At 71.8% G+C, this 26,977-nt stretch carries 22 protein-coding genes; 15 read left to right on the top strand and 7 right to left on the bottom strand.

Going from position 1 to position 26,977, the window contains the following annotated elements; genetic code table 11:
• Positions 1-1,095 carry a L,D-transpeptidase gene (locus OG417_RS39390; RefSeq protein ID WP_329240114.1) on the top strand — a complete coding sequence of 365 codons (1,095 nt, stop codon included), beginning with the start codon at positions 1-3 and terminating at the stop codon, positions 1,093-1,095.
• Positions 1,096-1,175: 80 nt separating this feature from the next.
• Complete coding sequence (locus OG417_RS39385; protein ID WP_329240112.1) at positions 1,176-2,540, top strand: FG-GAP repeat protein; 1,365 nt, start codon at positions 1,176-1,178, stop codon at positions 2,538-2,540.
• Here OG417_RS39385 and OG417_RS39380 read toward each other — a convergent pair.
• Complete coding sequence (locus OG417_RS39380; protein WP_329240110.1) at positions 2,525-4,093, bottom strand: alkaline phosphatase D family protein; 1,569 nt, start codon at positions 4,091-4,093, stop codon at positions 2,525-2,527. The genes OG417_RS39385 and OG417_RS39380 overlap by 16 nt on opposite strands.
• A 325-nt stretch (positions 4,094-4,418) precedes the next feature.
• On the opposite strand from OG417_RS39380, the gene OG417_RS39375 reads away from it, so the two are divergent.
• The 6 genes from OG417_RS39375 to OG417_RS39350 all read left to right on the top strand — a co-directional run bounded on the left by OG417_RS39375 (position 4,419) and on the right by OG417_RS39350 (position 13,596).
• A complete protein-coding gene (locus OG417_RS39375; RefSeq protein WP_329240108.1) occupies positions 4,419-6,713 on the top strand; it encodes a discoidin domain-containing protein in 2,295 nt (764 codons plus the stop codon).
• A 170-nt stretch (positions 6,714-6,883) separates the two neighbouring features.
• On the top strand, positions 6,884-7,945 hold the full coding sequence (locus OG417_RS39370) for a LacI family DNA-binding transcriptional regulator (protein ID WP_329240106.1): 1,062 nt from the start codon (positions 6,884-6,886) through the stop codon (positions 7,943-7,945).
• A gap of 570 nt (positions 7,946-8,515) precedes the next feature.
• Positions 8,516-9,898: an ABC transporter substrate-binding protein gene (locus OG417_RS39365; protein WP_329240104.1), complete on the top strand. Its 1,383-nt coding sequence runs from the start codon at positions 8,516-8,518 to the stop codon at positions 9,896-9,898.
• 153 nt (positions 9,899-10,051) lie between these two features.
• Positions 10,052-10,987 carry a carbohydrate ABC transporter permease gene (locus OG417_RS39360; RefSeq protein WP_329240102.1) on the top strand — a complete coding sequence of 312 codons (936 nt, stop codon included), beginning with the start codon at positions 10,052-10,054 and terminating at the stop codon, positions 10,985-10,987.
• A 14-nt stretch (positions 10,988-11,001) separates the two neighbouring features.
• A complete protein-coding gene (locus OG417_RS39355) occupies positions 11,002-11,961 on the top strand; it encodes a carbohydrate ABC transporter permease (protein WP_329240100.1) in 960 nt (319 codons plus the stop codon).
• A gap of 84 nt (positions 11,962-12,045) precedes the next feature.
• On the top strand, positions 12,046-13,596 hold the full coding sequence (locus tag OG417_RS39350) for a glycoside hydrolase family 13 protein (RefSeq protein ID WP_329240098.1): 1,551 nt from the start codon (positions 12,046-12,048) through the stop codon (positions 13,594-13,596).
• A gap of 46 nt (positions 13,597-13,642) precedes the next feature.
• Here OG417_RS39350 and OG417_RS39345 read toward each other — a convergent pair whose 3' ends face one another.
• Positions 13,643-14,656, bottom strand: a complete 1,014-nt coding sequence (locus OG417_RS39345) for a sigma-70 family RNA polymerase sigma factor (RefSeq protein ID WP_329240097.1) — start codon at positions 14,654-14,656, stop codon at positions 13,643-13,645.
• A 120-nt stretch (positions 14,657-14,776) separates the two neighbouring features.
• Here OG417_RS39345 and OG417_RS39340 point away from each other — a divergent pair, with 120 nt between their 5' ends.
• Together OG417_RS39340 and OG417_RS39335 are read left to right on the top strand one after the other, a co-directional pair.
• Complete coding sequence (locus OG417_RS39340) at positions 14,777-16,207, top strand: DHA2 family efflux MFS transporter permease subunit (protein WP_329240095.1); 1,431 nt, start codon at positions 14,777-14,779, stop codon at positions 16,205-16,207.
• Between the two features lie 281 nt (positions 16,208-16,488).
• Positions 16,489-16,980 carry a hypothetical protein gene (locus OG417_RS39335; protein ID WP_329240093.1) on the top strand — a complete coding sequence of 164 codons (492 nt, stop codon included), beginning with the start codon at positions 16,489-16,491 and terminating at the stop codon, positions 16,978-16,980.
• Between the two features lie 34 nt (positions 16,981-17,014).
• On the opposite strand, the gene OG417_RS39330 is transcribed toward OG417_RS39335, so the two are convergent.
• The 3 genes from OG417_RS39330 to OG417_RS39320 form a co-directional block, all read right to left on the bottom strand.
• Positions 17,015-18,370, bottom strand: coding sequence for a phosphotransferase family protein (locus OG417_RS39330; RefSeq protein WP_329240092.1), 1,356 nt, complete (start codon positions 18,368-18,370; stop codon positions 17,015-17,017).
• A gap of 133 nt (positions 18,371-18,503) precedes the next feature.
• On the bottom strand, positions 18,504-18,917 hold the full coding sequence (locus OG417_RS39325; protein WP_329240091.1) for a nuclear transport factor 2 family protein: 414 nt from the start codon (positions 18,915-18,917) through the stop codon (positions 18,504-18,506).
• A gap of 10 nt (positions 18,918-18,927) precedes the next feature.
• Positions 18,928-19,545 carry a TetR/AcrR family transcriptional regulator gene (locus tag OG417_RS39320; protein WP_329240089.1) on the bottom strand — a complete coding sequence of 206 codons (618 nt, stop codon included), beginning with the start codon at positions 19,543-19,545 and terminating at the stop codon, positions 18,928-18,930.
• A 148-nt stretch (positions 19,546-19,693) separates the two neighbouring features.
• On the opposite strand from OG417_RS39320, the gene OG417_RS39315 reads away from it, so the two are divergent.
• From OG417_RS39315 to OG417_RS39295, 5 genes are all read left to right on the top strand, one after another.
• Positions 19,694-20,260 carry a VOC family protein gene (locus OG417_RS39315; protein ID WP_329240087.1) on the top strand — a complete coding sequence of 189 codons (567 nt, stop codon included), beginning with the start codon at positions 19,694-19,696 and terminating at the stop codon, positions 20,258-20,260.
• A gap of 12 nt (positions 20,261-20,272) precedes the next feature.
• A complete protein-coding gene (locus tag OG417_RS39310; RefSeq protein WP_329240085.1) occupies positions 20,273-20,917 on the top strand; it encodes a carboxymuconolactone decarboxylase family protein in 645 nt (214 codons plus the stop codon).
• Positions 20,914-22,107 (top strand): acyl-CoA dehydrogenase family protein, encoded by a 1,194-nt coding sequence (locus OG417_RS39305; protein ID WP_329240084.1) that lies wholly within the window; start codon positions 20,914-20,916, stop codon positions 22,105-22,107. Before OG417_RS39310 ends, OG417_RS39305 begins: the two co-directional genes overlap by 4 nt.
• Before the next feature lie 75 nt (positions 22,108-22,182).
• On the top strand, positions 22,183-23,184 hold the full coding sequence (locus tag OG417_RS39300) for a CaiB/BaiF CoA transferase family protein (RefSeq protein ID WP_329240082.1): 1,002 nt from the start codon (positions 22,183-22,185) through the stop codon (positions 23,182-23,184).
• An 18-nt stretch (positions 23,185-23,202) separates the two neighbouring features.
• Complete coding sequence (locus tag OG417_RS39295) at positions 23,203-23,946, top strand: class I SAM-dependent methyltransferase (protein WP_329240081.1); 744 nt, start codon at positions 23,203-23,205, stop codon at positions 23,944-23,946.
• Between the two features lie 19 nt (positions 23,947-23,965).
• Here the strand turns inward: OG417_RS39295 and OG417_RS39290 are convergent, their stop codons facing one another.
• Together OG417_RS39290 and OG417_RS39285 are read right to left on the bottom strand one after the other, a co-directional pair.
• The gene (locus OG417_RS39290; protein WP_329240080.1) at positions 23,966-26,092 is read right to left on the bottom strand and encodes a serine/threonine-protein kinase; all 2,127 of its coding nucleotides are present in this window, start codon (positions 26,090-26,092) and stop codon (positions 23,966-23,968) included.
• A 97-nt stretch (positions 26,093-26,189) separates the two neighbouring features.
• Positions 26,190-26,957, bottom strand: a complete 768-nt coding sequence (locus OG417_RS39285) for a class I SAM-dependent methyltransferase (protein ID WP_329240079.1) — start codon at positions 26,955-26,957, stop codon at positions 26,190-26,192.
• Positions 26,958-26,977: the final 20 nt, after the last annotated feature.

The following is a 26,977-nucleotide window of genomic DNA, read 5'->3' as shown; positions in this document are numbered from 1 at the left end:
GTGAAGAAAGGGGAGGCCGCGGCGGCGCGGGTGGTGATCACTCCCGCCAGCGGCACCGCCGGCGTACGGCCCGACGCCCCGGTCGTCGTCCGCGCGACGGGCGGACGCCTCGCCGACGTCGTCCTGGACAGCGGCGGCAGAAGGATCTCCGGTGAGTACAACCGGGACCACACGCGGTGGCAGTCCCGGTGGACGCTCCAGCCGGGCAGCACGGTCAACGTACGGGCCAGCGCGGAGAACGCCAACGGCCTGGTGTCCACGGCACAGAGCAGCTTCGCCACCGAGAAGGTCACCGGCAACACGTTCACCGCCTCCCAGGACGAGATCCTGGAGAGCCGCCGGGGCGACACGTACGGGGTGGGCCTGCCCATCATCCTCAACTTCGACAAGCCCGTGCACGACCGCGCCGCGGTCGAACGGTCGCTCCAGGTGATCGCCGAGAAGCCGGTCCTCGGCTCGTGGCACTGGTTCGACGACAAGCAGGTCGTCTACCGGGCGAAGAGCTACTGGCCCGCCTACCAGACGGTCAAGCTGATCGCCCATCTCAGCGGGGTGAAGGGCGGCAAGGACCTGTACGGCGGCAAGGACCTGGTCCGCACCTACCGGATCGGCGGCTCGCACATCTCCTACCTCGACATCTCCAAGCACCACATGCGCGTCGAGCACGACGGCAAGGTCGTACGGCGGGTGCCGATCAGCGCGGGCATGGGCGGCTCCACGGAGTACACGACGACGAGCGGCATCCACATGAACATGGAGAAGGACGAGGACGTCACCATGACCTCGCCCGGCCGCGGCCCCGGTGACCCGGGCTACTACAGCGAGCTGATCCACTACGCGGTCCGCGTCTCCAGCGCCGGTGAGTACCTCCACCAGACGCCCGGCGACGAGGGCTGCCTCGGCGTCAGCAACTGCAGCCACGGGTGCATCCGCCAGCCCGCCACCGACGCCATCTGGTACTACAAGCAGTCCCAGCCCGGCGACCCGGTCGACATCACCGGCACCGACCGTCAGGTGGAGCCGGACAACGGCTGGTCCTACTACCAGATGTCCTGGGCCAAGTGGCTGAAGGGCAGCGCCCTACAGCATCACTGACGGAGTCCTCGACCGAGAAGTCAGCTGACGGACACCGTCCGTGAAGACGGGCTTCTCCCGGCGCGTGCAGCCTGGTCTCTGTGAAGACCGCTGCACGCGCCGGCGCCGTGGTGATCCTGCTGACCTCTCTGTCCGCCGCCGGCCCGCTCGGCCGTCCCGCCGACGGGCCGCGGCGCGTCACGGGTGTCGCGTTCACTCCGGAACGGCCCTGCCACGGCCACGCCGCCGCGGACTTCGACGGCGACGGCCGGAGTGACCACGCGATCGGCGCGCCGTACGCCACGGTGGCCGGGCGGGTCCGCGCCGGGACCGTCGCCGTGAGCTACGGCGGTCACGTCGGCCGGCTGTCCATGCCGGTCCCCGGACGCGGTGCCGGGTTCGGGGCGACCCTTGTCACCGGCGACTTCAACGGCGACCACTGCGACGACCTCGCCGTCGGCGTCCCCGACCAGGATCCGCCGCGCCCGGGCGCCGACGGTACCGGCGTGGTGTCCCTGTACTACGGCTCGCCGCGAGGACTGCGCCCCGGCCGCGTCCTCGGCGTGCGCGACCTGCGCCGTACGCCGGGCGGCGACCGGTTCGGCACCGCGCTGGAGGCCGGCGACCTGGACGGCGACGGGCGCGACGACCTGGTCGTGGGCGCGCCCGGGCTCTCCGGCGGCGGTGGCGTCGCCGTCTACACGCACGGCCTCCGAACCGCGCGCCTGATCACCCAGCACACCTCGTGGGTCGGCCAGAGGACGAGCGAGACGGACGGCTTCGGCTCGGCGCTGGCGATCGGCGACTTCGGCGGCGGCCACGACCGCGACCTGGCCGTGGGCGCGCCCGGCGACGGCGACGAGGCCTCGGGAGCGGTCACCGTCCTCGACCCGGCCGCGCACCGGTCCCGTCGGATCACTCAGGACAGCGTCGGCGTACGCGGGGTCCCGGAGCGGTACGACAGGTTCGGCACGGCCGTCGCCGCCGTGGACGTCGACCGCGACGGCGTCGACGAGCTCGCGGTCGGCGCGCCCGGCGAGGACCAGACCAGGATCCCGGAGAACTACGCCGCCGGGGCGGTCCACGTCCTGCACGCCTCCGGCCGGGACGACGTGTGGACGCTGCGCAGGGCGGGTGGCTACGACCGCTTCGGCACCACGCTCGCCGCCGCCGACCTGAACGGCGACGGCACGGACGACCTGGTGGCGAGCGCGACCGGCCGGGCCGCCGTCCAGGTGCTGACCGGCCACCGCGGCCGCGGCCTGTCGCGCGGCCCCCTGATCACCTCACCGGCGGGCCGTACGTCGCAGTTCGGCTGGACGCTGGCGGCCCGCGGCCGTGACCTGTACGTCGGCGCCCCGGGCGCCGGCGGCTTCGGCGGCACGGTCTACCGCGTGCGCGGCCGGACCCGCACGCCGGTCCAGAGCGGCTCGAACGGGGAACTCCTCGGCTACGCCGTGGTGTGACCGGGCCGGCGGCGCGGCGCTGTGGTGGACCGGGTGAGGCGGTGGGCGCCGTCCTCCACCGTGAAGCCGGCCGCGACCGTGCTCGGCGCGTTCCGCCTCGACACGTACGGCAGCGTGTGGAAGTCGGCCTGCATCCGCCCCGCCGACAGCCGGCACACGACGTAGCCGCGCCGCTGGTCGGCGTAGGCGATGTGCGGGTTCTCCGCCAGCTCCACCGCGCGTCCCGCCGGGTCGTCGTAGCCGTCGCCGTCGCTGGTGATCGAGGTGGTGACCAGCTCGACGCCGACGCGTCGCGAGTCCGGGTCGTCGAAGTCCGCCAGCAGGTCGCTCGCGTAGTGGGCGTGGATGTCGCCGGTGAGCACGACGGGGTTGCGGGCGCCCGAGGCGACGACGTCGCCGAGCACCCGGTCGCGTTCGGCGGCGTATCCGTCCCACGTGTCGACCAGCACCTCCTTGCCGGGGCCGAGGTGGTAGTCGTGCTGCGCCATGAAGATCTGCTGGGCCAGCAGGTTCCAGCGGGCGGTCGAGGAGCGCAGGCCCTCGGCGAGCCAGCGGCGTTGGTCCGGTCCGGCCAGGACGCGGCCCGTCGCGAGGCGCTCGTCGCAGTCGAGCCGGATGCCGTCGTCGCACGGCTGGTCGTCGCGGTACTGCCGGGTGTCCAGCACGTGGAAGGTCGCCAGGGATCCCCACGCCAGCCGCCGGTAGAGCCGGATGCGCGATCCGCGCGGCATCGCGGCCCGGCGCAGCGGCATGTGCTCGTAGTACGCCCGGTACCCGGCCCGCCTGCGCTCGGCGAATCCGGGCCGGTCCGAGGTGCCCGGATGGGAGCCCGCCCAGTTGTTCTCGACCTCGTGGTCGTCATTGACCGCGATCCACGGCGCGAGGGCGTGCAGGGCCCGCAGGTCGGCGTCGGTCTTGTACTGCGCGTGCCGCCGCCGGTAGTCGGTCAGCGTCTGGCAGTGGCCCTCGGTGTGCGACCGGACGATCTTTCCCGAGGCGGCCCTGTACCCGCCCGGCGCGTACTCGTAGATGTAGTCGCCCAGGTGCACGACCAGGTCCGGCTGCTGCTCGGCCAGCCTGCGGTAGCCGGTGAAGTAGCCCTGCTCGTAGTTGGAGCACGACACGGTCGCGAACGTCAGGTCCGGGGCGGTCCCCGGCGCCGGGGCCGTACGGGTCCGTCCGGTGGGGGAGAGGTACCCGGCGGTGCGGAAGCGGTAGAAGTACTCGCGTCCCGGCTGGAGGCCGGCCGGTTCGACGTGGACGCTGTGCGCCCACGAGCGCCGGGCGGTGACCGTGCCCGACCGTACGACGCGGGTGAAGCGCTCGTCCTCGGCGAGCTGCCACTCCACCTCGGTGTCGCGGGGCGGCATGCCGCCGTGCCCGTCCTCGGCGAGGGGGCGAGGGGCGAGGCGCGTCCACAGGACCACGCCGTCCGGGACGGGGTCGCCCGAGGCGACGCCCAGCGTGAACGGATCGCCGTGACGGCGGGGGATCCGGGGGGCCACGGCCATTCCGGCGGCGCCGATCAGCAGGTTCCGTCGCGATAGCTGCACGTCTCCCAGTTCAGACGCCGTTTCTGCCGGTCACGGAACGGGTTCCTGACGGGGCGGACAACTTCGTGTGGACGCCTCATGACACCGATTGTTAGAGAGATTTTTGCACCATTGCGTCTGGTTATTGCGCGAAAACATCTGCCGTCCTACTGTGTGCTCAGCCCAACGCCGCCCGGTGCGGCGGCCGACCCCATCCCCCCGCCGGGGTTCGTCGTCAGCGCGTCCCTGGATGACTCCGGCTCTTCGCCAGAAGGGTTAAGCGATGGTGACGTCAGGTCATCCCCCCACCCCACGTCGTCCCGTGGCCCGCCGGAGACTCACGGCGATGGCGCTGGCCGTGACCTCCGCCCTCGGTCTCGCCGGCGGCGTGCTCGTGGTCCCCGCCCTGTCCGCGCCGAGCGCGTCCGCCGCGACCACGGCCGAGACGCCGTGGTCCTTCCCCGGGCGCGGCGCGACCGTGCCGTTCACCGAGGTGGAGGCCGAGAACGCGGCCACCAACGGCACGGTCATCGGCTCCGACCGCGTCTACACCCACCTGCCCTCGGAGGCGTCCGGCCGCCGCGCGGTCACCCTCAGCGGGTCCGGCAAGTACGTGGAGTTCACCCTCCCGAAGGCGGCCAACGCGATGTCGGTGCGCTACAGCGTGCCCGACGGCGCGAACGGCGCCGGGATCACCACTCCGGTCGACCTCGTCGTGAACGGCACCAAGCTCAAGGACCTGTCCCTGACCTCGAAGTACTCCTGGTACTACGGCGGCTATCCGTTCAGCAACAACCCCGGTGACGGGAACCCGCACCACTTCTACGACGAGACCCGGACGATGTTCGGCTCGACGCTCGCCGCCGGCACCAAGGTGCGGATCCAGACCTCCGGCGGCACGACCGCCGCGGTGACGGTGGACCTGGCCGACTTCGAGGCGGTGCCCGCGCCGATCGCGCAGCCCGCCGGGTCGCTCTCGGTGGACTCCTTCGGCGCCGCCAGGAACAGCTCCACCGACTCCACCGCCGCCTTCCAGGCCGCCGTGGACGCGGGCAGGGCGCAGAACAAGGTCGTCTACATCCCGCAGGGCACCTACACCCTGTACGGCCACGTGATCGTCGACGGGGTCACGCTCGCCGGCGCCGGTCCGTGGTACAGCGTGCTCACCGGCCGCGACCCGAACAACCGCAGCCGCGCCGCCGGCATCTACGGCAAGTACGTCGCCGACGGCGGCCCCAGCCAGAACGTCACCCTGAAGGACTTCGCCATCATCGGCGAGATCACCGAGCGGGTCGACGCCGACCAGGTCAACGGCATCGGCGGCGCGATGAGCAACTCCACCGTCGATGACCTGTGGATCCAGCACACCAAGGTCGGGGCCTGGATGGACGGGCCGATGGACCACTTCACGATCAAGAACAGCCGGATCCTCGACCAGACCGCCGACGGGGTCAACTTCCACATCGGCGTGACCGACTCGACCGTCACCAACACCTTCGTACGGAACACCGGCGACGACGGCCTGGCGAGCTGGCCCGAGAACAAGCCGAACGTGAACGACGCGTTCACGCACAACACCGTGGTCGCGCCCGTGCTGGCCAACAACATCGTGACGTACGGCGGACGGGACTTCACCATCTCCGACAACGTCGTCTCCGACACCGTCACCAACGGCGGCGGCATCCACGTCGCCAACCGCTACCCGGGGGTCAACTCCGGCAGCGGCACCGCGGTCGCGGGCACGATCACCGTGGCGCGCAACGCCCTGCTGCGGGCCGGCAACTCCGACTACAACTGGCACTTCGGCGTCGGCGCGCTGTGGTTCGACGGGCTGAACGAGGCGATCAACGCCACGATCAACGTCACCGACTCCGACATCATCGACAGCTCGTACGAGGCGATCCAGTTCATCGAGGGCGGCGCGACGCACACCGTCAACTTCGACAACGTGAACGTCGCCGGCACCGGGACGTACATGATCCAGGCGCAGGCGGGGGCGACCGCCACGTTCACGAACGTCAAGGCGTCCTACATCGGCGCGGGCGTCGACATCCACAACTGCGTCGGCGGCTCGTTCGCCCCGACATACGGCAGCGGCAACTCCGGATGGAGCCTGAGCTCGACCGTCTGCACGGGCCAGTGGCCCGACCCGAACTACATCTACCCGGGCGGCGGAGGCGGCACCCCGCCGACCGACCCGCCGCCCACCTGCCAGCCGGGCAGCGGCAACCTGGCGCGCGGCAAGGCGGTGACGGCGAGCAGCCACACCCAGAACTACGTCGAGACGAACGCGGTCGACGGCGACGCGAACAGCTACTGGGAGAGCGCGAACAACACCTTCCCGCAGCGGATCACGGTCGATCTGTGCGCCCAGACCGACGTCGGCCGGGTCGTGCTCAAGCTCCCGCCGGCGTCGGCCTGGGCCACGCGTACGCAGACGCTGTCGATCCTCGGCTCGGCGGACGGCTCGTCGTACACGACGCTCGCCGGGTCGCGCGGCGTCACGTTCGACCCGTCCAGTGGCAACACCGCCACGGTCTCCTTCCCGGCCGCCAAGGCGCGGTACGTGCGCGTGGAGATCACCGCCAACACCGGCTGGCCGGCCGGGCAGCTGTCGGAGTTCGAGGTGTACGCCTCGTAGCGGCCGAGGTGCACGCCTCCTAGAGACGCGTCCGGGGGGAGGACTGGACGCATCCTCCCCTCGGACGTCCGGCACCCGCGAGCGCAAGATTTTCACGGGGGACGAGAGCCTTGCGCTCGCGGGGCTCGTTCGTGCAAGCGGCTTGCGTTCTTTGGCCGTATGCTTGCGGCGTGACACGTGCACCCGGGGAAACGAAGACGCGCCGGCTCGCCGAGGTGGCCAAGAAGGTCGGCGTCAGCGAGGCGACGGTCAGCCGCGTCCTCAACGGCAAACCCGGCGTCTCCGACGCGACGCGCGCGGCGGTGCTCACCGCCCTCGACGTCCTCGGGTACGAACGGCCGACCCAGCTCCGCGGCGAACGCGCCCGGCTCGTCGGCCTCGTCCTGCCCGAGCTCGGCAACCCGATCTTCCCGGCGCTGGCCGAGGTGATCGGAGGAGCGCTCGCCCAGCAGGGCTTCACCCCCGTCCTGTGCACCCGCACCGCCGGCGGCCTGTCCGAGGCGGACTACATCGAGATGCTGATCGACCAGCAGGTCTCGGGCGTGGTCTTCGCGGGCGGCCACTACATGGAGGCGAACTCCCCGCACGAGCACTACCACCGGCTGTACGAACTGCGGCTGCCGGTCGTGCTCGTCAACGCCGCCGTCGAGGAGCTGGCCTTCCCCCGCGTCTCGACCGACGACATGGTCGCGGTGGACCAGGCGTTCGGGCACCTGCTCTCGCTCGGCCACGAGCGCATCGGCCTGGTGCTCGGCCCGGAGGACCACATGCCGTCGAGGCGCAAGCTGGCCGCGTTCACCGCCGCGGCCCAGGCGGCCGGCCTCGACCTGCCCGACACGGCCGTGGAACACGCGCTGTTCTCGCTGGAAGGCGGCCAGGCGGTCACCCGCCGCCTGATCGCGAACGGCTTCACCGCGATCATCTGCGCGAGCGACCCCCAGGCCCTGGGCGCCATCCGCGCCGTCCGCCGCGCCGGCCTGTCGGTGCCGGACGACGTGTCGGTGGTGGGGTTCGACGACTCGGCGTTCATCAACTGCACCCACCCGCCCCTGACCACGGTCCGCCAGCCGATCGAGTCCATGGGCCGCGCCGCGGTGCAGATGCTCGTGAACCAGATCGACCGCACCGCCTTCACGGCGGAGGAGCTCCTGTACGAGCCGGAACTCGTCGTCCGCGGCTCCACCGCCCCCGCCCGCGCCGCCACCGCCTCCGCTCGGGCCACCACCGCCTGACCGGATCGCGGGTGAGACCCACCCGCCCAGGGGGCCGATCCCACTTCCCGAGGCCCACCCGCCCAGGGGGCCGATCCCACTTCCATTGTCCAGCCTGCGGCGTGGCCGCAGAAGGCCTTCGGGCCGGCTGTGGACAACCGGCCGATTGCCCGCCCCCGGTACTCCTCCACGGGCCCGGCGGCCGGCAGAGACCAGACAGGGGCCTTTGCCCCCCACTCGCGCTCTGGCCGGGTACGGCCCTGCGGATCCTGTAACGATCAGACGATTTCACGTATCATCTCGACTTTTTGTTGTCACGATCCGGTCACACGGCGATCGCGTCATGGTCTCCGTCCCTAGGGATCGCGCGTCGGGGTGTGACGCGCGCCACTCCCAAATGCGCTGGTGGCGCGGCATATCTCCCCGCCGTTGAGCGCTGCCGGGCGACGGCGGCGAGCGTACTGTTAGTTTTTTGCAGTTATATGACTAATGCTTGCTCACTACTGCTCGTCTCTGTATCTTCCTGGCAACCGAGGCGCACGAAGCGCGATTCGTCGGTCTTCGGGGGTGCCACTCCAGGAGGGAAGTCCATTGAAGAGAGCACGTCGTCTCGCGGTCGTGGTGGCCGGAGTGACCACGCTGGCCGGCGTCGCCGCGTGCGCCAGTAGCAGCAGCAACGACGACAAGGGCGGATCCGCCGCCAACGCCGGACCGCTCGACCCGAACACCAAGGTGTCGATCACCGTCGGCTGTCAGCCGCCGAAGAGCTCCAAGGCGCTGCGCCAGGAGTGGAACAACGACGTCGCCGCGTTCGAGAAGCTGCATCCGAACATCACGATCGTCAGCAAGGACGCGTTCCCCTGCGAGGATCCCAAGACGTTCACCGCCAAGCTGGCCGGCGGCCAGATGGAGAACGTCTACTACGTCTACCTCACCGACGCCAAGAACATCATCGAGAACGGCCAGGCGGCCGACATCACCAACTACGTCTCCGGCGTCAAGAACTACAAGTACCTGCAGCCGCAACTGCTCAACGTCTTCAAGGGCGGCGGCCGGCTCTGGGGACTGCCCAAGACGAACTACTCGATGGGCCTGCTCTACAACCGCAAGCTCTTCCAGCAGGCCGGGCTCAACCCCGACCAGCCGCCCACCACCTGGGACGAGGTACGCGCGGACGCCAAGAAGATCGCCGCCCTCGGCAACGGCATCGTCGGCTACGCCGACTACAGCGCGAACAACCAGGGCGGCTGGCACTTCACCGCGGAGATGTACTCCCAGGGCGGTGACATCGTGACGCCGGACGGCAAGAAGGCGGCGTTCAACAGCCCGCAGGGCCACGCGGTGCTGCAGAACCTCCAGCAGATGCGCTGGACCGACAACAGCATGGGCAGCAAGCAGCTCCTGCAGATCTCCGACGTCCAGCCGATGATGGCCTCCGGCAAGCTCGGCATGTACCTGTCCGCGCCGGACAACATCCCCACCATCAAGGACCAGTTCCAGGGCAAGTTCGAGGACTACGGGCTGGCGCCGATGCCCGGGGCCCAGGGCACCCTGATCGGCGGCGACGGCTACATGTTCAACCGCAAGGACACCCCGGACCAGATCAAGGCCGGCATCCTCTGGCTGGAGTTCGAGAACCTCACGCCCGGCAAGGGCCAGTTCGACTGGGCCCAGAAGGCGATCGACAAACAGCCGGTCGGCCTGCCGCAGCCCAACATCTTCACCGGCCCGCCCGCGGCCGAGGAGCTCCAGGTCCGCACCCAGAACGCCAACCTGCCGGTGCAGAACTACAAGGCCTTCGCCGACGGCGACCCGAAGGTGAAGTACCGCCTCGAGCCGCCGCAGGCCCAGCAGATCTACGCGGTGCTGGACGGTGTCGTCTCGTCGGTGCTGACGAACCGGAACGCCGATATCAACAGCCTGCTCTCCAAGGCGGAGACCAAGGTCAACGGCATCCTCGCCAACGCCGACTGACCGGGCACCCGGCGCGGAGCGTCGGATGCCCGGTCAGTCCTCCAGAGAGTTTCCGCGGAGCCGCGGGGGACCGGTCACGGTGCGGACCGGCCCCCCGCACCCAGGCCCTGACCACGACGGACCGGCCCGTACGAGCGGGAGAAACGGAGACACATGGACATCTCACTGTCGAGAGGCAGGCGGTGGGGCCCGAGAGCCCGCCGCGGACGTGGCGTACGGCGCAACCTGACCGCGTACGGGTTCCTGTGCGCCGCTCTCGTGTGCTTCGCGCTGTTCTCCTGGTATCCGATCGTGCGCGAGGTCATCCTCAGCTTCCAGAAGACCAACTTCATCGGCGAGACCAAGTGGGTCGGCCTGAAGAACTTCCACCGCGTCTTCCAGGACCCGTCGTTCAGCGCCGCGTGGAAGAACACCGCCGTCTTCACGCTGCTCGCGCTCCTGTGCGGATACGTCGTGCCGTTCGTGACCGCCCTGCTGCTGAACGAGCTGCGGCACGCGCGCGGCTACCTGCGGTTCGTGGTGTACCTGCCGGTCATGCTGCCGCCGGCCGTGTCGGTGCTGCTGTTCAAGTGGTTCTACAACCCCGGGCCCGGCCTGTTCAACGAGATCCTGCGGTTCGCTCACCTGCCCACGCTCGCCTGGCTCGACTCGAGCAAGACCGCGCTGATCTCGCTGGTCATCGTCGCGACCTGGACGAACATGGGCAGCGGCACGCTGATCTACCTCGCCGCGCTGCAGACCGTGCCGGCCGAGCTGTACGAGGCGGCGGAGCTCGACGGCGCCGGGCTGCTGCGCCGGATTCGGCACATCACGATCCCGCAGACCAAGCTGATCCTCCTGGTCATGCTGTTGCTGCAGATCATCGCGACGATGCAGGTGTTCATCGAACCGTTCCTGCTCACCGGCGGCGGCCCGGACAACGCGACCGTGAGCGTCGTCTACCTCATGTACCAGTACGCCTTCAACTTCAACAACTACGGCAGCGGCGGGGCGCTCGGCCTCATGCTGATGCTCGTCCTCATCGTCTTCTCCGCCGTCTACCTCCGGCTCTCCCGCGATGACCGGGGCAGCCGGCCCGCCCGGGTCTGAGGTTGGGAGCCTCGATGTCGAACGTCCTGGACCGCCCGGTCCGTACGACGCACGCCCGCCCCGCCGTACGGCGGGCCCGTCCGCCGCGGCGGAGGGAGACGGGCCCGCGAACGCTCGTCTCGCCGCACAGCCTGCGGACACGCCGCGGGCGGGTGATCTACTGGACCGTGCTCACCCTCACCGTCGTCGTGTTCACGATGGTCTTCGTCTTCCCGCTGTACTGGATGGTCACCGGGGCGATGAAGTCCTCCGGCGAGCTCGTCCGGATGCCGCCGAGCGTCTTTCCCGAGCACCCGCACCCGGAGGTGTACAAGAAGGCCTGGCAGCAGATGGACCTGGGCCGCTACCTGCTCAACACCTTCATCTACGCCCTGGGCGCCTGGCTGATCCAGATCGCCGTGGACGTGTGCGCGGCGTTCGCGCTGTCCAAGCTGCGGCCGATCTTCGGGAACGTCGTGCTCGGCGGGATGCTGCTGACGCTGATGATCCCGCCGACCGTGCTGCTGCTGCCCGCGTACCTGACCGTACGCGACCTGCCGATCCTGCACCTCAACCTGCTCAACACACCGTGGGCGATCTGGCTGCCGGCCGCCGCCAACGGGTTCAACATCTTCCTGCTCAAACGGTTCTTCGACTCCATCCCATCGGAGCTGCTCGAGGCCGCGGCCATCGACGGGGCCTCCGCCCCGCGGATGCTGTGGTCGATCATCCTGCCGGTCTCCCGGCCGATCCTCGGCGTCGTGTCGATCTTCGCCGTGGTCAACGTGTGGAAGGACTTCGTCTGGCCGCTGCTGGTGATGCCCGACACCAACCGGATGCCGGTCAGCGTCGCGATCTCCCAGCTCTCCCAGGAGATGCCGCAGAACGTCCTCATCGCCGCGCTGGTGATCGCGAGCATTCCCGCGGTCGTCGTCTTCTTCGTCTTCCAGCGCAACATCATGGCCGGCCTCACGGCCGGCGGCCTCAAGGGCTGATCCGCCCTGGCGGGCCGGTGTGCGTCCCTCGGCCGAACCACGGATCGAACCACGAACACGTTCGTCTCAAAGGAGTAGCGCAGCATGCAAGAAGCGTGGTGGCGGGGAGCCGCGATCTACCAGGTCTACCTGCGGAGCTTCGCCGACGGCAACGGCGACGGCCTCGGCGACCTCGCCGGGCTGCGCGGTCGCTTGGACTACCTGTCCAAGCTCGGCATCGACGCCATCTGGCTCAACCCGTGGTACCCCTCACCGATGTCCGACGGCGGGTACGACGTCGCGGACTACCGCAGCATCGAACCCATCTTCGGCACGCTCGCCGAGGCCGAGAAACTGATCCAGGAGGCGCACGAGCGCGACATCAAGATCATCATCGACGTCGTGCCGAACCACTCCTCGGACCAGAGCGCGTGGTTCCAGGAGGCGCTCGCGGCCGGCCCCGGCTCACCGATGCGGGAGCGGTTCTGGTTCCGATCGGGCCATAGGGAAGGTCCGCCCAACGACTGGCAGTCCATCTTCGGCGGCCCCGCCTGGACCCAGGTGCCGGACGGCGAGTGGTACCTCCACCTGTTCGCCCCCGAACAGCCCGACTTCAACTGGAACAGCCCGGCCGTACGGGAGGAGTTCCTCGACGTGCTCCGGTTCTGGCTCGACCGGGGCGTGGACGGCGTTCGCATCGACTCCGCGGCCGTTCTCATCAAGGACCCCGACGCCGAGCCGGACGGCCTGGACCCCTACACCGACCGCGACGGCGTGCACGAGATCTACCGCGAGTGGCGGCGGGTCTCCGACACCTACCCCGGCCGGTTCCTGATCGGCGAGGTCTGGCTGCCGGACCAGGAGCGGTTCGCCCGCTACCTGCGCCCGGACGAACTGCACACGGCCTTCAACTTCGACTTCCTGTCCTGCCCGTGGGACCCGGCCGCGCTGCGCCGGGTGATCGACGACACGCTCGCCACGCACGTGCCGATCGGCGCGCCGCCCACCTGGGTGCTGTCCAACCACGACGTGACCCGGCCCGTCACCCGGTACGGCCGGCCGGACACCTCCTTCGACCACGGCGACCGCAAGCACGGCATGACCTCCGACCGCGAGCTCGGCGTACGGCGGGCGCGCGCGGCGGCCCTGCTGGCCATGGCGCTGCCCGGCGGCGTCTACGTCTACCAGGGTGAGGAGCTGGGCCTGCCCGAGGTCGAGGACATCCCCGACGCGCTGTTGCAGGATCCCATCTGGGCCCGCTCGGGCCACACCGACCGCGGCCGCGACGGCTGCCGCGTGCCGCTGCCCTGGTCCGGCGACGCGCCGCCGTACGGCTATGGCGGCGAGCCCTGGCTGCCGCAGCCCGCGGACTGGGGACCGCTGACGGTCGAGGCGCAGGAGGCGGACCCCTCCTCGATGCTCAACCTCTACCGGACCGCGCTGCGGATCCGCCGCGAGAGCCTCGGCGACGGCACGCTGACGTGGCTTCCGCTGGGCGAGGAGGTGCTCGCCTTCACCCGCGACTCCGGCCTGACCTGCGTGGTCAACCTGGGCCGGGAGCCCGTACGCCTGCCGGAGCACCAGCGGATCCGCCTCGCCAGCGATGAGGTCGACGGCGACCTGCTCCCCGCGGACACCGCGGTCTGGCTGGTCTGACACCACTCTCACGCGCCTGCCGGGACTGCTCGCCCGGCGGGCGCGTTCACCACGACCGCAGTGTGCGGGGCAGGCCGAAGGACGGCAGCAGGCCGTTGTCGACGAACCGGGTCAGCCCGCGGATCCGGTCGCCCGACAGCGTGAGCACGAGCAGGCCGTGAGCGTGCGCGATCGGCGTCCCCGGATCGATCACGTAGCCGCCGAACGCGGGCTGGCCGTTGGCGTGCGTGGGGATCAGCCGGTACCGGCGGCCCTGGCGCATCGCGACCGTCGACAGGAAGTGTCGCATGGCCGCGAGACCCTCGTACTCCATCGGCAGTGGCGGCATGGTCAGCCGCACGTCGTCGGTGAGCAGGGCGAGGACCGCGTCGACGTCACCGCGTTCGAACGCGCGGGAGAAGTCGTCGATGATCCTTCGCTCGCGCGGGGAGTGCGGCAGCGGCGCGTCGTCGCGGCCGGGGCCGGGCAGGCGAGCGGCGAGCGTCGCGCGGGCCCGCTTCAGCGCGCTGTTGACCGAGTTCTCGCCGCTGTCGAGCATGCGGGCGACCTCGGCGGCGCGGAAGCCGAGTACGTCCCGCAGCACCAGGACCGCCCGCTGCCGGGGCGGCAACCGCTGGAGGGCGACGAGAAAAGCCAGAGAGACCGACTCCTTGGTCTCATAGCGGGCCTCCGGCCCGAGCGAACCCTCCGGCAACTCGTCGAGCAGGACGTCCGGATAGGGCTCCAGCCAGCTCGGGTCGCCGTGATGCGTGGGCTCGGGCAGGGGCACCTCCGGAACGTAGGCCGGTCGCTCGCGGGGCCGGCGCGCGCCGTCGCGCAGGGCGTTCAGACAGCGGTTCGTCGCGATGCGGTACAGCCAGGAGCGCAGCGACGAACGCCCCTCGAACCCGTCCAGGCCGCGCCAGGCCGCAAGGAGGGTCTCTTGGAGCACGTCCTCGGCGTCCTGCACCGAGCCGAGCATGCGATAGCAGTGCACCTGAAGCTCACGCCGGTACGGCTCGGTGAGCTCACCGAACGCCTCCCCGTCGCCCGCCCGCGCCCGATCCAGCATGCCCCGCATCCCGGCACCTTCCCCGTCCAGTGGTCCATATCTGTACTGACACCGGCCGCGCACGAAAGTGGTCACCGCCCAGTCTCCCCGTCGCCCGGTGTCCCTACCACCGACGAACGGGAGGAAGTCGTGAGTGGTGGAAATCGGGTCCGGGCGACGGCGGAACAGCGATGGGCGCTGGTCCTGGCGTCGGTCGGATCGTTCATGGTGGTACTCGACGCGCTGATCGTGGCCACCGCGCTGACCGCGATCCAGCGCGATCTGCACGCGTCGATCGAAGATCTCGAGTGGACGGTCAACGCCTACACCCTGAGTTTCGCGGTGCTGCTGATGACCGGCGCGTCCCTGGGGGACCGGTTCGGGCGCAGGCGGTTGTACATCGTGGGGCTGGCGCTGTTCGCCGCGGCGTCGGCCGCGTGCGCGCTGGCGGACGGCGCCGGCGCCCTGATCGCGGCGCGCGTCGTACAAGGCGTCGGCGCGGCGACCATCATGCCGCTCGCGCTGAGCCTGCTGAACGCGACGTTCCCACCGGAACGGCGCGGCTGGGCGCTCGGCGTCTACGGCAGCGTCACCGGTCTGGCCGCGCTGCTCGGACCGGTGCTGGGCGGCGTGATCACCCAGGGCCTCGCGTGGCAGTGGATCTTCTGGCTGAACGTGCCGATCGGCCTGGCCGCGATCCCGTTCGTACGGGTCCGCGTCAGGGAGGGCTTCGGCCAGGGCACCGCGATCGACCTGCCCGGCCTCGTTCTGTTCACGCTGGCCGCGCTCGGGCTGGTGTGGGGCCTGGTCCGGGCGAACTCCGCCGGATGGGGCAGCGCCACGGTGGTCGCACCGCTCGCCGGGGGCGCGGTGCTGACCATGGCGTTCGTCGGGTGGCAGTCACGCGCCCGCGCGCCGATGCTGCCGCTGCGGCTGTTCCGGTCGCGCGCGTTCTCCACGGGCAACGCGCTGATCTTCCTGCTCAACGGGTCGATGATGGGCGCGATCTTCTTCATGACCCAGTACCAGCAGGTCGCCCTCGGCCAGGGCCCCCTGGGTACCGGCCTGCGCATGCTGCCGTGGGGCGTCGCGCCGTTCCTGATCGCCCCGGTCGCCGGCACCCTCACCGACCGGCTCGGCGCACGCCCGCTGGTCGTCACCGGCCTCACCCTGCAGGCCGCCGGGATGGCGTGGACCGCACTGATCGCCACCCCCCACCTGTCGTACGGGGCGCTGGTCACGCCGATGAGCGTCGCGGGCATCGGGTTCGCGCTGGGAATCCCGGCCGTCACCAAGGCGGCGGTCAGCACCAGCGCACGAGCCGACATCGGCAGGGCCTCCGGGGCGTACAGCACGATGCGCCAGCTCGGCGGCGCGTTCGGCGTCGCGATCCCGGCGGCCGTGTTCGCCGCGACCGGAGGGTACGCCACCGCCTCGGCGTTCAGCCACGGCTTCGCGTGGGCGCTCGCCGTGGCCGCCGCCCTGGCATTCGCCGGCATGCTCGCGGGCCTGCTGCTGCCGACGCCGGCCCGGCCCGCACCGCCGCGCCCCGCACCGACGCGGACCGCACAGCGAATCTGAACCGGTCACCTCGGCCCCGGCGCGGGAGGCAGGGCGGGGGGGAGGAGCCCCTCCCGCCCGGGGGGCTTCAGCCCACTTCCATTGTCAAGCCGAAGACGCGGCCCTGGGAGATGGGACCGCGCATCTGTGGAAAACGCATGCGAGGTCTCGATCCAGTGTCGCCACTCCCGGAACGTTGTCGGTTGCTCGGGTGGTCGCCCGTTGAGGCGTCCGGAAGGATGCTGGTTGCCCAGATAGCCCTCTACGTGGATCGCGTATTTCAACGAATGGAGCGTCGGCGGATGCTCGACCTGATGCATCGGCTCACCGGCCCCGCCGCGCTCGCCGCGGGCGGGACGGTGGCCGTGGCCTGCGTGTCGGTCGCGGGCTGCTCGCCGTCGCTGGTCTACGGCTGTACGGACGTGGCCCTGTCCGTGCAGGACACGCACGTCGGGCGGATCACCGATGACCTGCTGCTCACCGCCAGGCTCACGGCGCACGGCAAGCCCGTCGCGGGCCGGCAGATCAACTTCTGGCTCTACGACAAAGGGCCGGGGCAGCCGGCCGGGGCCGGCGTCTACGTCGGTACGAAACCCACGCGGACGGACGGGGTGGCCCGGTTGACCCTGGTCGGCGGCCCGGCCGGCCAGCTGCTCGCGGGCACCACCCCCACGGGGTTCGGCGCCGAGAAGCCCCAGCGCAAGGACTACTGCGGTGCGAGTGCCAAAGCCCGGCTCCTGTGCGGCCCCACGTCCTCAACCGCCTGTCCCGCGGTCCGCAAGCTCGTCTCCTGAGACCGGCCGGGCGCCCGCCGTACGGCGGTGCGGGTCAGGCGTCCGGGACGGACAGGTGGCGCGGGTTGGCGACGGTGAGCTTGGCGGTCACCGTCGCACGGACCACGGCGACCACCTCGTCCATCCGGTCGTCGAGGTCGCCGGAGCGGATCGCGCGGGCCAGCTCCGCGTCGTCGCGGCAGCCGAGTGCCGCCAGGCGGCGGTCGTGCTCGGCGCGGTGGGCGTCGCCGAGCAGGAGTTCCCGCTGGGCGATGCCCAGCGCCGACCTGGCCACCAGGGCGTGGAAGCGCAGGCGCTCGTCGCCGTCGGCGATCACCTCGTCGGTGAGGAACGCCCGTACCGCCTCGATCAGGTCCAGCGCGCCGGGCCGGTCGTGCGGTGGCGCGGCGGGCCCGGGCGGGCGGCCGGTGAGCGGGTCGGGGACCTCGCTCGGCTCGGTCAGGCCGAGGGCGAGCAGCAGGTCGTGCTCCTGCTCGCAGACCCGGCGGCCCAGGGCGGCCAGCTCGACCGAGCGCTCGGCGCCGGACAGGTAGCGCTCCGCCTGGACCCGGCACAGCACCGCCCAGCGCAGCGTGCCGTACGTCTCCCACCAGCGCAGTGCCTCCGCCGAGGGCACGGTGCCGCCGCCCTCGGCGTACCCGGCCAGGAGCTCGGCGCGGGACCCGAACCCGCCCGCCGGCAGCGGCGAGCCGAACCGCCACGCCTTCACGCACAGCCAGCCGAGGTCCTCCACCGGGTCGCCGCGGTGCGTCAGCTCCCAGTCCAGGACGCCGCGGACGCCCTCGGGCGTGACCATGAGGTTGCCGGTGCGGAAGTCGCCGTGCACCACGGTGTCGCCGCCGGGCGGCGGGCGGTCGCGGCCGAGCCGGCGCAACGCGAGTTCGATCGCCGGGCGCGGTTCGCCGAAGGCCTCGTACATCTCGACGAGCTGTTCCAGCGGGTCGCCGCCGGGCAGGTCGGCGATCTCGCCGGGCGGGAGCGCGTGGACGCGGGCGAGGATCCGGCCGAGCTCGCGGGCCAGGCCGGGCCGTACGGCGGCGAACCGCTCGTCGCGCAGGAGGCGGCGCGGGATCGTCTCGCCGTCGAGGCGTTCCATGATCAGGTACGGCGAGCCGACCGTGCCCGCGCCGTCGCCGTGGTCGACCAGCCTCGCCACCGGGACGCCGCCGCGCGCCGCGACGGCCAGCGCGGCGGCCTCGCGCGCCATCTCCCGCGGCTGCGGGGCGGCCGGCGGGTCGCGGCGCAGCACCAGCGGCTCGCCGTCCGCCTCGAACGCCCACGTCTCCCGGCTGGCCCCACCCGACAGCCGCCGCGGCTCGGTGACGTTCACCGGCCGGCCGCGGACCTGCGTGAGGCGGGCGGCGAGCCGCGCGGCGAGGCCCTCGGTCATGAGCCCTCCTTCGTCGGAGGGGGTGACCACTGGCGCGTGTTCTCGGTTCCCTCGCTTCGCTCGGTCACGGGCAGTCCTTCGTCGGAGAGGTGACCAGGCGCGCGTGTTTCATTGGTTCGTTCGCTCCGCTCGCTCACCGCTGGGCCTCTCGCGCCGCGCGACGGGCGGCGGCGTGGGCGCGCAGCGCGTCGGTGGCGCGTGAGTCGGCGTACTCCTCGATCCGGGTGATGCGCCCGCCGTCGACCGTGACGAACAGGCAGGCGGGCACCTCGACGGCCGTGCCGTCGGGGAGCCGGCCGCGCAGCACGTGCCGCTGCACGTAGCCGTACGCCGCCGGGTCGCGCCGGATCTCCTCGTAGCGGAAGTCGCGCAGGTTGCGGGCCAGCCAGCGCAGGGTGCGCAGGTTGTCCTCGACGGTCTGCTCGGTCCCGTCGCCGTTGTGCCAGATCCGCGCGTCCGGGGCGTACAGACGGCGCAGTGCCTCGGTGTCGCCGGTCGTGATCGCGGTGACGAATCCGGTCGCGATCTCCTCGTGGTCCGGGTGCACGGCGGCTCCTTCAGGTGAGGCGGTCCAGTCCCAGCGCGCGGACGGTGAGCGCGTCGAGGGTGTCCAGGAGGCGTTCGGTGTCGTCGCCCTCGCCCTGGACGAGCCGCAGGTAGAGGGAGTGGTCGACCATCGCGGCGAGCGCGCGTGCGGCCAGGTCGGCGTCCAGTCCCGGGTCGACGAGTCCCTCGTTCTGCCAGCGGCGGATCGCGCGGGCCGAGCGGCCGGTCGCGAGGGCACGGTGCCGCCGCCGCATCTCGCGGAACTCCTCGTTGAACGTGGCGACCTGCTCGATGATCGCCATCATCCGGGCGTTGCGCAGGTAGGCCGTGGAATAGGAGCGGTTGGCGCGGCGTACGCGGTCGCGCGGGGCGGCGTCCGGGCCGAGCGGCAGCCGGTCGCGCCCGGTCATGTCGGCGAAGATCCGGTCGGCGATCTCCCGGAGGACGGCCTCCTTGGAGTCGAAGTAGGTGTAGAAGGTGCCGTACGCGGCGCCGGCGCGTTCGGTGATGTGGCGGACGCGCGTGTCGAGGAAGCCCCTGTCCTCGAAGACCTCGCGGGCGGCCTGGATCAGGCGCTCCCGCGTGCGCACGCCGCGCTCGGTCAGCGCCGTCGTGCCCTCGTCCGCCATCGTCTTCGCCCCTTCGCCCCGGCACTCCGCCCGGCCGCGCGCCCCAGGCATGAAGGTCTTGACAGTCCATCCGCAGCGGACAAATGATGCGGAGAAGTTGACCTGACTGTCAAGTCAACTTCTGGGCACCCCTGAGGAGTGAGTGACCATGGCCGGGAAGAACCCCGAGTTCGAGCTGGGCGGGATCAACCACCTCGCCCTGGTCTGCTCGGACATGCGGCAGACCATCGACTTCTACTCCGGCGTCCTCGGCATGCCGCTGATCAAGACGATCGAGCTGCCGGGCGGCATGGGCCAGCACTTCTTCTTCGACTGCGGGGGCGGTGACTGCGTGGCGTTCTTCTGGTTCCCCGACGCTCCCGACGGCGTACCGGGGATCTCCGCGCCGCCCGGCCGTCCCGAGCAGGGCGACCTGTTGAGCGCGGTCGGCTCGATGAACCACGTCGCCTTCACCGTGCCGCCCGAGCGCTTCGAGGAGTACCGCCGCCGGCTCAAGGCCAAGGGCGTGACGGTCAGCCCGATCCTCAACCACGACGACAGCCCGTCCGGGATCGCCCGCGAGATGTACGACGGCGTGTTCGTCCGCTCCTTCTACTTCCAGGACCCCGACGGCATCCTCCTGGAGTTCGCCTGCTGGATCCGGGAGTTCACCGACGCCGACGTCTCCCACACGCCGAGGACGGCGGCGGACCGCCGTACGCCGACACACGCCTGACCGGAGGAGCCGATGCCCCGCCTGCGAGAGGTGCCCCGCGCCGAGGTCACCGACGAGCGGATCCTGTTCTTCTACGACCGCCTGTTCGGCCCCGACCGCGACCCCGCCGTCGAGCACGGCACCGCGACCGGCTCGCCCGGTGACTGGTGGACCGTCTTCGCCCAGTCCCCGGAGGTCTTCCGGCACGCCGTACGCGGCTTCGCGCTGTACCGCGACGCGAAGCTCGACCCGCTGCTGCGCGAGCTCGGCCAGTCGCGGGCCGGCTGGGCGCGCGGCAGCCGGTTCGTCTTCTCCCAGCACTGCAAGCAGCTGCGCGCGCTGGGCGTACCGGAGGAGAAGGTCCAGGCCGTCGCGTACTGGCAGACCGCGGACTGCTTCTCCGAGCTGGAGCGCGCGGTGCTCGCCTACACCGACGGCCTCGTGCTCGACGGCGGCCGGGTGCACGACGAGATCTTCGCGGTGCTGAAGCGGCACCTCAGTGACGAGGAGATCCTCCTGCTCACCTACATCACCTGCCTGTACGAGATGCACGCGACGATGGCCAAGGCGCTGCGGCTGGAGTTCGACGACCGGGAGGAGCCCGTCGTCGAGGTGGCCGCGCCCGAGGGGTACGGCGCGCGGGACATCGCCGACGACATCGCGGGGGACCGCCGATGACGTTCGAGGTGCCCGAGCACGTCCGGCCGGTGCGCGACGCCGTGTACGCGTTCATGACCGAGCGGGTCGAACCCGCCGAGCCGATCCTGACCGCCGGTGGCGAGGCCGCCGCCGGCAAGCTCCGCGAGCTGCGGTGCGAGGCCAAGGACGCCGGGCTGTGGGCGCTCGGCCACCCGCCCGAGCTGGGCGGCGGCGGCCTGCCGTTCCTGGACTACGTGTTCGTCAACGAGGTGCAGGGCCGCAGCGAGTGGGGGCAGCTCGCCCTCGGCACGTTCACCCTCCAGGACTCCCTCATGCTGCACGAGTACGCCGACGCGCGCTGGCGCGAGCGGTACCTGGCGCCGATGGTGGCGGGGGAGGTGTCGCCGAGTTTCGCGATGACCGAGCCGGACGCCGCCGGCTCCGACCCGACCGGCCTGCGCACCACCGCCGAGCTGGACGGCGACGAGTGGGTCATCCGGGGCCGCAAGTGGTTCACCACCGGGGCCGCGGCCGCCGCGTACACGACGGTCATGTGCCGTACGGAGCCGGAGGGCACGCCGCCGCACCGGGCGTTCAGCATGATCATCGTGCCGACCGACACCCCTGGATACCGGATCGTGCGCGACCTGCCCGTGCTCGGCCTGGCCGGCGGTCACTACGAGGTCGCCTATGAGGACGTGCGCGTGCCGGCGAGCAACCTGCTCGGCCCGCGTGGGGAGGGTTTCCGCATCGCGCAGCGGCGGCTCGGTCCCGGCCGCATCTTCCACTGCATGCGCTGGCTCGGGCAGGCGCAGCGCGCCTTCGACCTGATGTGCGAACGGCTGAACTCCCGCACCGCCTTCGGCGGCCCGCTCGCGGACAAGCAGCTCATGCAGCGGCACGTGTTCGAGTCCTACGCCGAGATCCAGTCCGCGCGGCTGCTCACGCTCCAGGCCGCGCACCGGATCGACGCCGGCGACGAGGCGCGCGTCGAGATCTCCGTGATCAAGGTCGTCGGCGCGCGGATGCTGCACAACGTCATCGACCGGGCCATCCAGGTGTACGGCGCGGCGGGGCTCACCGACGACCTGCCGCTGTCGCGGATGTACCGGCACGCACGGGAGGCCCGACTCTACGACGGCCCGGACGAGGTGCACACGCAGAGCGCGGCACGCCGCGTCCTGCGCGAGTACCGCAACGGCGGCAACTGGGAGTTCGGCCTCCGCTGAGGCCGACTTGGAAGCCGTCCGCCGGAACAGGTCTCCGGAAGAACAGGTCCATGGCAGGACAGGGGACGAGAACGCATGCCGACCGACTCACCCGCCTCTCCTGATCTGCCCGCCTCTCCGGGGCCGCTCGCCGACCTGCGCGTCGTCGAGATGGCCCAGCTCATCGCGGGTCCCTTCTGCGGGCAGCTCCTCGGCGACTTCGGCGCCGAGGTGATCAAGCTGGAGCCGCCGGGCGCGGGCGACCCGATGCGCCAGTGGGGCCGGGAGAAGCCGCACGGCCGTTCCCTGTGGTGGCCGATCATCGCGCGCAACAAGAAGTCGGCGACCTGCGACCTGCGGACCGCCGAAGGACAGGACCTGGCCCGGCGCCTCATCGACCGGGCCGGCATCGTCGTGGAGAACCTCCGGCCCGGCACGCTCGAACGCTGGGGCCTCGGCTTCGACCGGCTGCGCGAGACCAACCCCGGGCTGGTCATGGTGCGGGTGACGGGGTTCGGGCAGACCGGCCCGTACGCGCCGCGTGCCGGGTACGGCTCGATCGGCGAGGCGATGGTCGGTCTGCGGCATGTCACCGGCGACCCCGGCGGCCCGCCCTCGCGGACCGAGGACGGTGAGATGGTGCTCATCGCGGCCAACCAGGACACGGTCTTCCGGCGGCTGGCCGCCGCGATGGAACGCCCGGACCTGGCCGCCGACGACCGCTACGCCACGCACGCCGCGCGCGGACGCAACATGGCGGAGCTGGACGCGCTGATCTCCGCCTGGACCGCACGGTCCGGCGTGGAGGAGCTCCTCGGCCGGCTGCACGACGGAGGAGTGCCGGCGGGCCGCATCTACACCGCGCGTGACATGTTCGCCGACCCGCAATTCGCCGCCGGCGAGGCCATCGTCCGTCTCGTCCACCCGGAGCTGGGCGAGCTCCCGATGCAGGGCGTCTTCCCCCGGCTCGGCGAGACGCCCGGCTCCGTACGCCGGCTCGGCCCGGCGCTCGGCGAGCACAACGCCGAGGTCTACGGCGACCTGCTGGGCATCGGGGAGGAGGAGCGCGCCGCCCTGGCCGAACGCGGCGTGATCTGACGGTGTTGGATGACCGGCATGCTGGATTACGACCGCGAAGCCGACCACTACGACGTGACCCGTGGCGGCGATGCCAGAGCCGCATCGGCGGCCGCCGCGGTGCGCGCCCTGTTGCCCCCGGACACCGCGAGACTGGCCGACCTCGCCTGCGGCACCGGGATCGTCACCGTCCGCCTCACGCGACCGGGCCGGCAGGTCATCGGCATCGACCTCTCCTCCGGGATGACCCGCATCGCCGCGGCACGACTGCCCGGCCGGATCACGATCGGCGATGTGACCAGGCTCCCGCTGGCCGACGCGTCGATGGACGCGGTGGTGATGATCTGGCTTCTCCACCTGATGAACGCGCCGGCCGGCGCGGCGGCCCTGACCGAGGTCGCACGCGTCCTGCGGCCCGGCGGGACACTGATCACCACGGTCGACAAGAATGACGCGGTCTTCGCCACGGACGACGACACCACCGCGCTGATCAAGCCCGTCCGCGCGGCGTACGCGGCACCGCAGACGGACGCCACCGGCCGCGTGACCGACCTGGGCGCTCGACTCGGGCTGGCCGTGACCGGGGAGAACTCGTTCCCCGGAACCGGACAGGGCCGATCGCCGCGCCGGTGGCGCGAACATCTCGTGGCCGGAGCCTTCACCTGGGCCAAGGCCGCCGGTGACGACCTGACCGCCCTGTGCGAGCGGCTCCAAGCGCTTCCGGACCAGGACCGGCCACGCCCGGATCCCGTCTATCGCCTCCTCCGGCTCACCAAGGTTTGACCTCGGCCCACCGGCACCGTTAACCGGCGGCGAGCTTGTCCTGCGTCTGCCAGGAGGTCTGGAGCGCGGCGCCGGATCCCCGGCACCGGCCGACGTTCACGGCGACGGAGTCCTCCGTGCGGGTGGTCTTCGCGCCGAAGCGCGCCTTGGGGCCGTTGTCGAAGGCGCGTACGCGGCCGTCGCGGGAGGACAGGACCGTGCTGACGTAGGTCTCCGGGGCGCCGGTGACGTGGCCGCGGAGCTGGAGGCAGATGTTCCAGCCGTCCTTGGCGGCCGTGTCGGCCAGGACGGCGGTACCGGTGTACGCGCCACGGCAGACCGACACCTTGAGCAGCACGGACCCGGCATGGGTCACGGTGTACGCCCGCTGGTAGTCGTGGCAGCCCTTGGCCGGTTTCTTCTTCGGCTTGGCGATGGGGGCACCGGACCGGACGCCGTTGAGCTGGGGCCGGTGCGTGGTCGGCGCCGGTGTCGGTGTGGGCGTGCTCGGTGCGGTGACCGCCGTACGGACCGGGGGAGCGGTGGCGGCGTCGCCGCCGCCCGGCCACAGCGGCACCGCCACGGCGGCGCCGGCCACGACCACGGCCGCCCCGGCCAGGAGCGCCCAGCCGACCGTCCGCCGCCGGCCGGACGCGGGCGCCGTGGTGGGCGTGGAGGCGGGGGTCAGCGCCGACCGCGCCGGCGAGGGTCCGGACGGCGCGGGAGCGCCGGAGACCGGCGACGTACGGGCGGGGCCGGAGACCGGGGACACGGCCACCGGAGCCGTCGGCGGCGCGGAGGAACGCGGCAACTCGCGCGGGCTGGACGGCGGCGCGGTGGGAGCCGGCGGCGCTGGTACGGCGGGGGACGGCGGTACCGCCGACATCGGTGCCGCAGTCGACGCCGGTGGCGCCGTGGAGACCGGTGGCGCGGGCGCGGCCGGCAGCCGTACCGCCGCCGCCCACGGGCTCGGCGCCTGCCCCGGATCCGGTGGCGCCGTGGCCGCCGGTGCCACGTCGGACGTCCCGGTGGCCGGTGGTGTCGTGCCGGAGGGCCCGGTCGTGTTCGAGGTCCCGGTGACGGGCGGTGTCGGGCCGGAGGTCTCGGCGGCCGTCTCGTCGGCGGCGGGCGGTGGCGGGAACGCGGGGAACGCCGGGGGCGGTGATGGCGCCGCGACGGCGGGCTGGGGGGCGATGTCAGCGGGAACGACCGCCCCGGTGGCGGTGGCGGTGGCGGTGGCGGGCGCGGCCGGTTCGGCGGTCGGAGGCCGGGTTTCGGGGGCCGGTGCGTCCGGCTGCTGCTCCGGCGGCGCGGTGGCGCCGAAGGCCGGCGGCGGCATCAGCGGCTCGTCGACGGTGGCCTCGTGGCCGAGCAGGCCGGCCTGGGCCTGCTGCGCGGTCGGCCGGCGCGCCGGGTCCTTGGAGAGGCACGCGGCCACGACCGACCGCAGCGGCTCCGGCAGGGCGGAGACGTCCGGCTCGTCGTGCACGATGCGTTCCATCACGGCGTGCACGGACTCGTTGCCGAACGGCGGGTGCCCGGTCGCGGCGAACAGGATCGTCGAGCCCCACGCGAACATGTCCGCGGGTGGGCCGATCTCGTCGCCGGTGACCTGCTCGGGCGCCATGTACGAGGGCGTGCCGGCGCGGGCGGACTCGTTGTTGCCCGTCGCGCCGAGCGCGCGGGCGATGCCGAAGTCGATGACCCGCGGGCCGTCCGGGCCCAGCAGGACGTTGTGCGGCGTGAAGTCGCGGTGGACGATGCCGGCCTTGTGGATCGCGGCGAGCGCGGTCAGCGTGCCGATGGCCAGGCGTTCGAGCGCGCCGCCGGTGCGGGGACCGTCGGCGAGGATGTGGGACCGCAGCGAGCGTCCTTCGACGTACTCGCTGACGATGTACGGATGGTCGCCCGCGAGGTCGGCGTCGAGCACCTGCGCGGTGCAGAAGCGCGCGACCTTCTTGGCCGCGGACAGCTCGCGTACGAAGCGGTCGCGGGCGTTCGGGTCCGCCGCCATCCGGGCGTGCAGCAGTTTGATCGCCACCTGCTCGCCCGAGGGGCTCCGCCCCAGGAAGACGACCCCCTGGTTGCCCTCGCCGAGCCGGCGCACAAGCCGGTGGCCGCCGAGCTCGGGCGGGTCGCCCGGGCGCAGCGGAAGGCCGTCGGCCATGGGAGGTGTCCTTCCGGTCAAGCCATCGTCCACAGCGTGTCAAACGATAGCGCCGGATCGGAGCGCCGATACCGGCATCGTCCGGCCTCGCCGGAGTTCAGCTGGTGGCGCGGCCCACGGCGTACTGGAACAGGTTGTCCTGCTGGATGGTCCCGTCGGCGCGCCGCTGGTTGCCGAAGTTGGCCAGGAAGACCTGGTGCGCGGCGTCCATGCCGATGACCTCGATCGCGCGGGCCACGTTGGGCGAGAACCGCATCGACTCCCACGCGGCGTCGAGCGAGGGGAAGTCGTACCTGCGGGTCACCTCGGCGTAGGCGTACACGTCGAGACCGGCCTCCACCATGACCTCGCGCAGGTGGTACAGGTCGCGGACCGGCTGGGAGCCGGGGGCGCCGACCGGTACGAGCCCGCGTACGGCGTTGAGGAACGCGCTCGCCTCGCGCCCGGACCAGTTGTGCCACAGCCCGATCACGACCGAGCCGCCGGGCCGGGTCACGCGCGCCAGCTCGGCCACGGCGACCGCCGGGGGCTCGGTGTACTGGATCGCGTCGAAGGCCATGACCTGGTCGAAGCAGCCACGGTCGTAGGGCAGTTCGGCGGCGTCGGCCACGCGGAGGTCGGCGTCGGGCAGGCGTTCCCGCGCGACCTTGAGCAGGTCGACCGAGGCGTCCAGACCGGCGACCTCGGCGCCGCTTCGCGCCGCGAGGCGCAGGGCCGTCCCGGTACCGCAGCCGACGTGCAGCAGGCGTGTCCCCGGTCGTGGGTCGAGCGCACCGAGCGCGGCGATATAGAGCGGGCGGAGCTGTTCCTCGCACACGTTGGTGAAGGCCATACCGTTCTGCGGATGAACCTGGGTCGGACCCACCGTCGCGTCCTCCGGGTAGT

Origin of the sequence: Actinoallomurus sp. NBC_01490 (assembly GCF_036227085.1) — a bacterium.
Lineage (GTDB): Bacteria > Actinomycetota > Actinomycetes > Streptosporangiales > Streptosporangiaceae > Actinoallomurus > Actinoallomurus oryzae.
This window is presented reverse-complemented; position numbering and strand designations above follow the sequence as displayed.

Excerpts from the sequence above, each read along its gene's own strand:
- OG417_RS39375 (WP_329240108.1), top strand. The coding sequence starts at position 4,419 with ATGGCGCTGGCCGTGACCTCCGCCCTCGGTCTCGCCGGCGGCGTGCTC.
- OG417_RS39360 (WP_329240102.1), top strand. The coding sequence starts at position 10,052 with ATGGACATCTCACTGTCGAGAGGCAGGCGGTGGGGCCCGAGAGCCCGC.
- OG417_RS39355 (WP_329240100.1), top strand. The coding sequence starts at position 11,002 with ATGTCGAACGTCCTGGACCGCCCGGTCCGTACGACGCACGCCCGCCCC.
- OG417_RS39350 (WP_329240098.1), top strand. The coding sequence starts at position 12,046 with ATGCAAGAAGCGTGGTGGCGGGGAGCCGCGATCTACCAGGTCTACCTG.
- OG417_RS39345 (WP_329240097.1), bottom strand. The coding sequence starts at position 14,656 with ATGCGGGGCATGCTGGATCGGGCGCGGGCGGGCGACGGGGAGGCGTTC.
- OG417_RS39335 (WP_329240093.1), top strand. The coding sequence starts at position 16,489 with ATGCTCGACCTGATGCATCGGCTCACCGGCCCCGCCGCGCTCGCCGCG.
- OG417_RS39330 (WP_329240092.1), bottom strand. The coding sequence starts at position 18,370 with ATGACCGAGGGCCTCGCCGCGCGGCTCGCCGCCCGCCTCACGCAGGTC.
- OG417_RS39320 (WP_329240089.1), bottom strand. The coding sequence starts at position 19,545 with ATGGCGGACGAGGGCACGACGGCGCTGACCGAGCGCGGCGTGCGCACG.
- OG417_RS39315 (WP_329240087.1), top strand. The coding sequence starts at position 19,694 with ATGGCCGGGAAGAACCCCGAGTTCGAGCTGGGCGGGATCAACCACCTC.
- OG417_RS39310 (WP_329240085.1), top strand. The coding sequence starts at position 20,273 with ATGCCCCGCCTGCGAGAGGTGCCCCGCGCCGAGGTCACCGACGAGCGG.
- OG417_RS39305 (WP_329240084.1), top strand. The coding sequence starts at position 20,914 with ATGACGTTCGAGGTGCCCGAGCACGTCCGGCCGGTGCGCGACGCCGTG.
- OG417_RS39300 (WP_329240082.1), top strand. The coding sequence starts at position 22,183 with ATGCCGACCGACTCACCCGCCTCTCCTGATCTGCCCGCCTCTCCGGGG.
- OG417_RS39295 (WP_329240081.1), top strand. The coding sequence starts at position 23,203 with ATGCTGGATTACGACCGCGAAGCCGACCACTACGACGTGACCCGTGGC.
- OG417_RS39290 (WP_329240080.1), bottom strand. The coding sequence starts at position 26,092 with ATGGCCGACGGCCTTCCGCTGCGCCCGGGCGACCCGCCCGAGCTCGGC.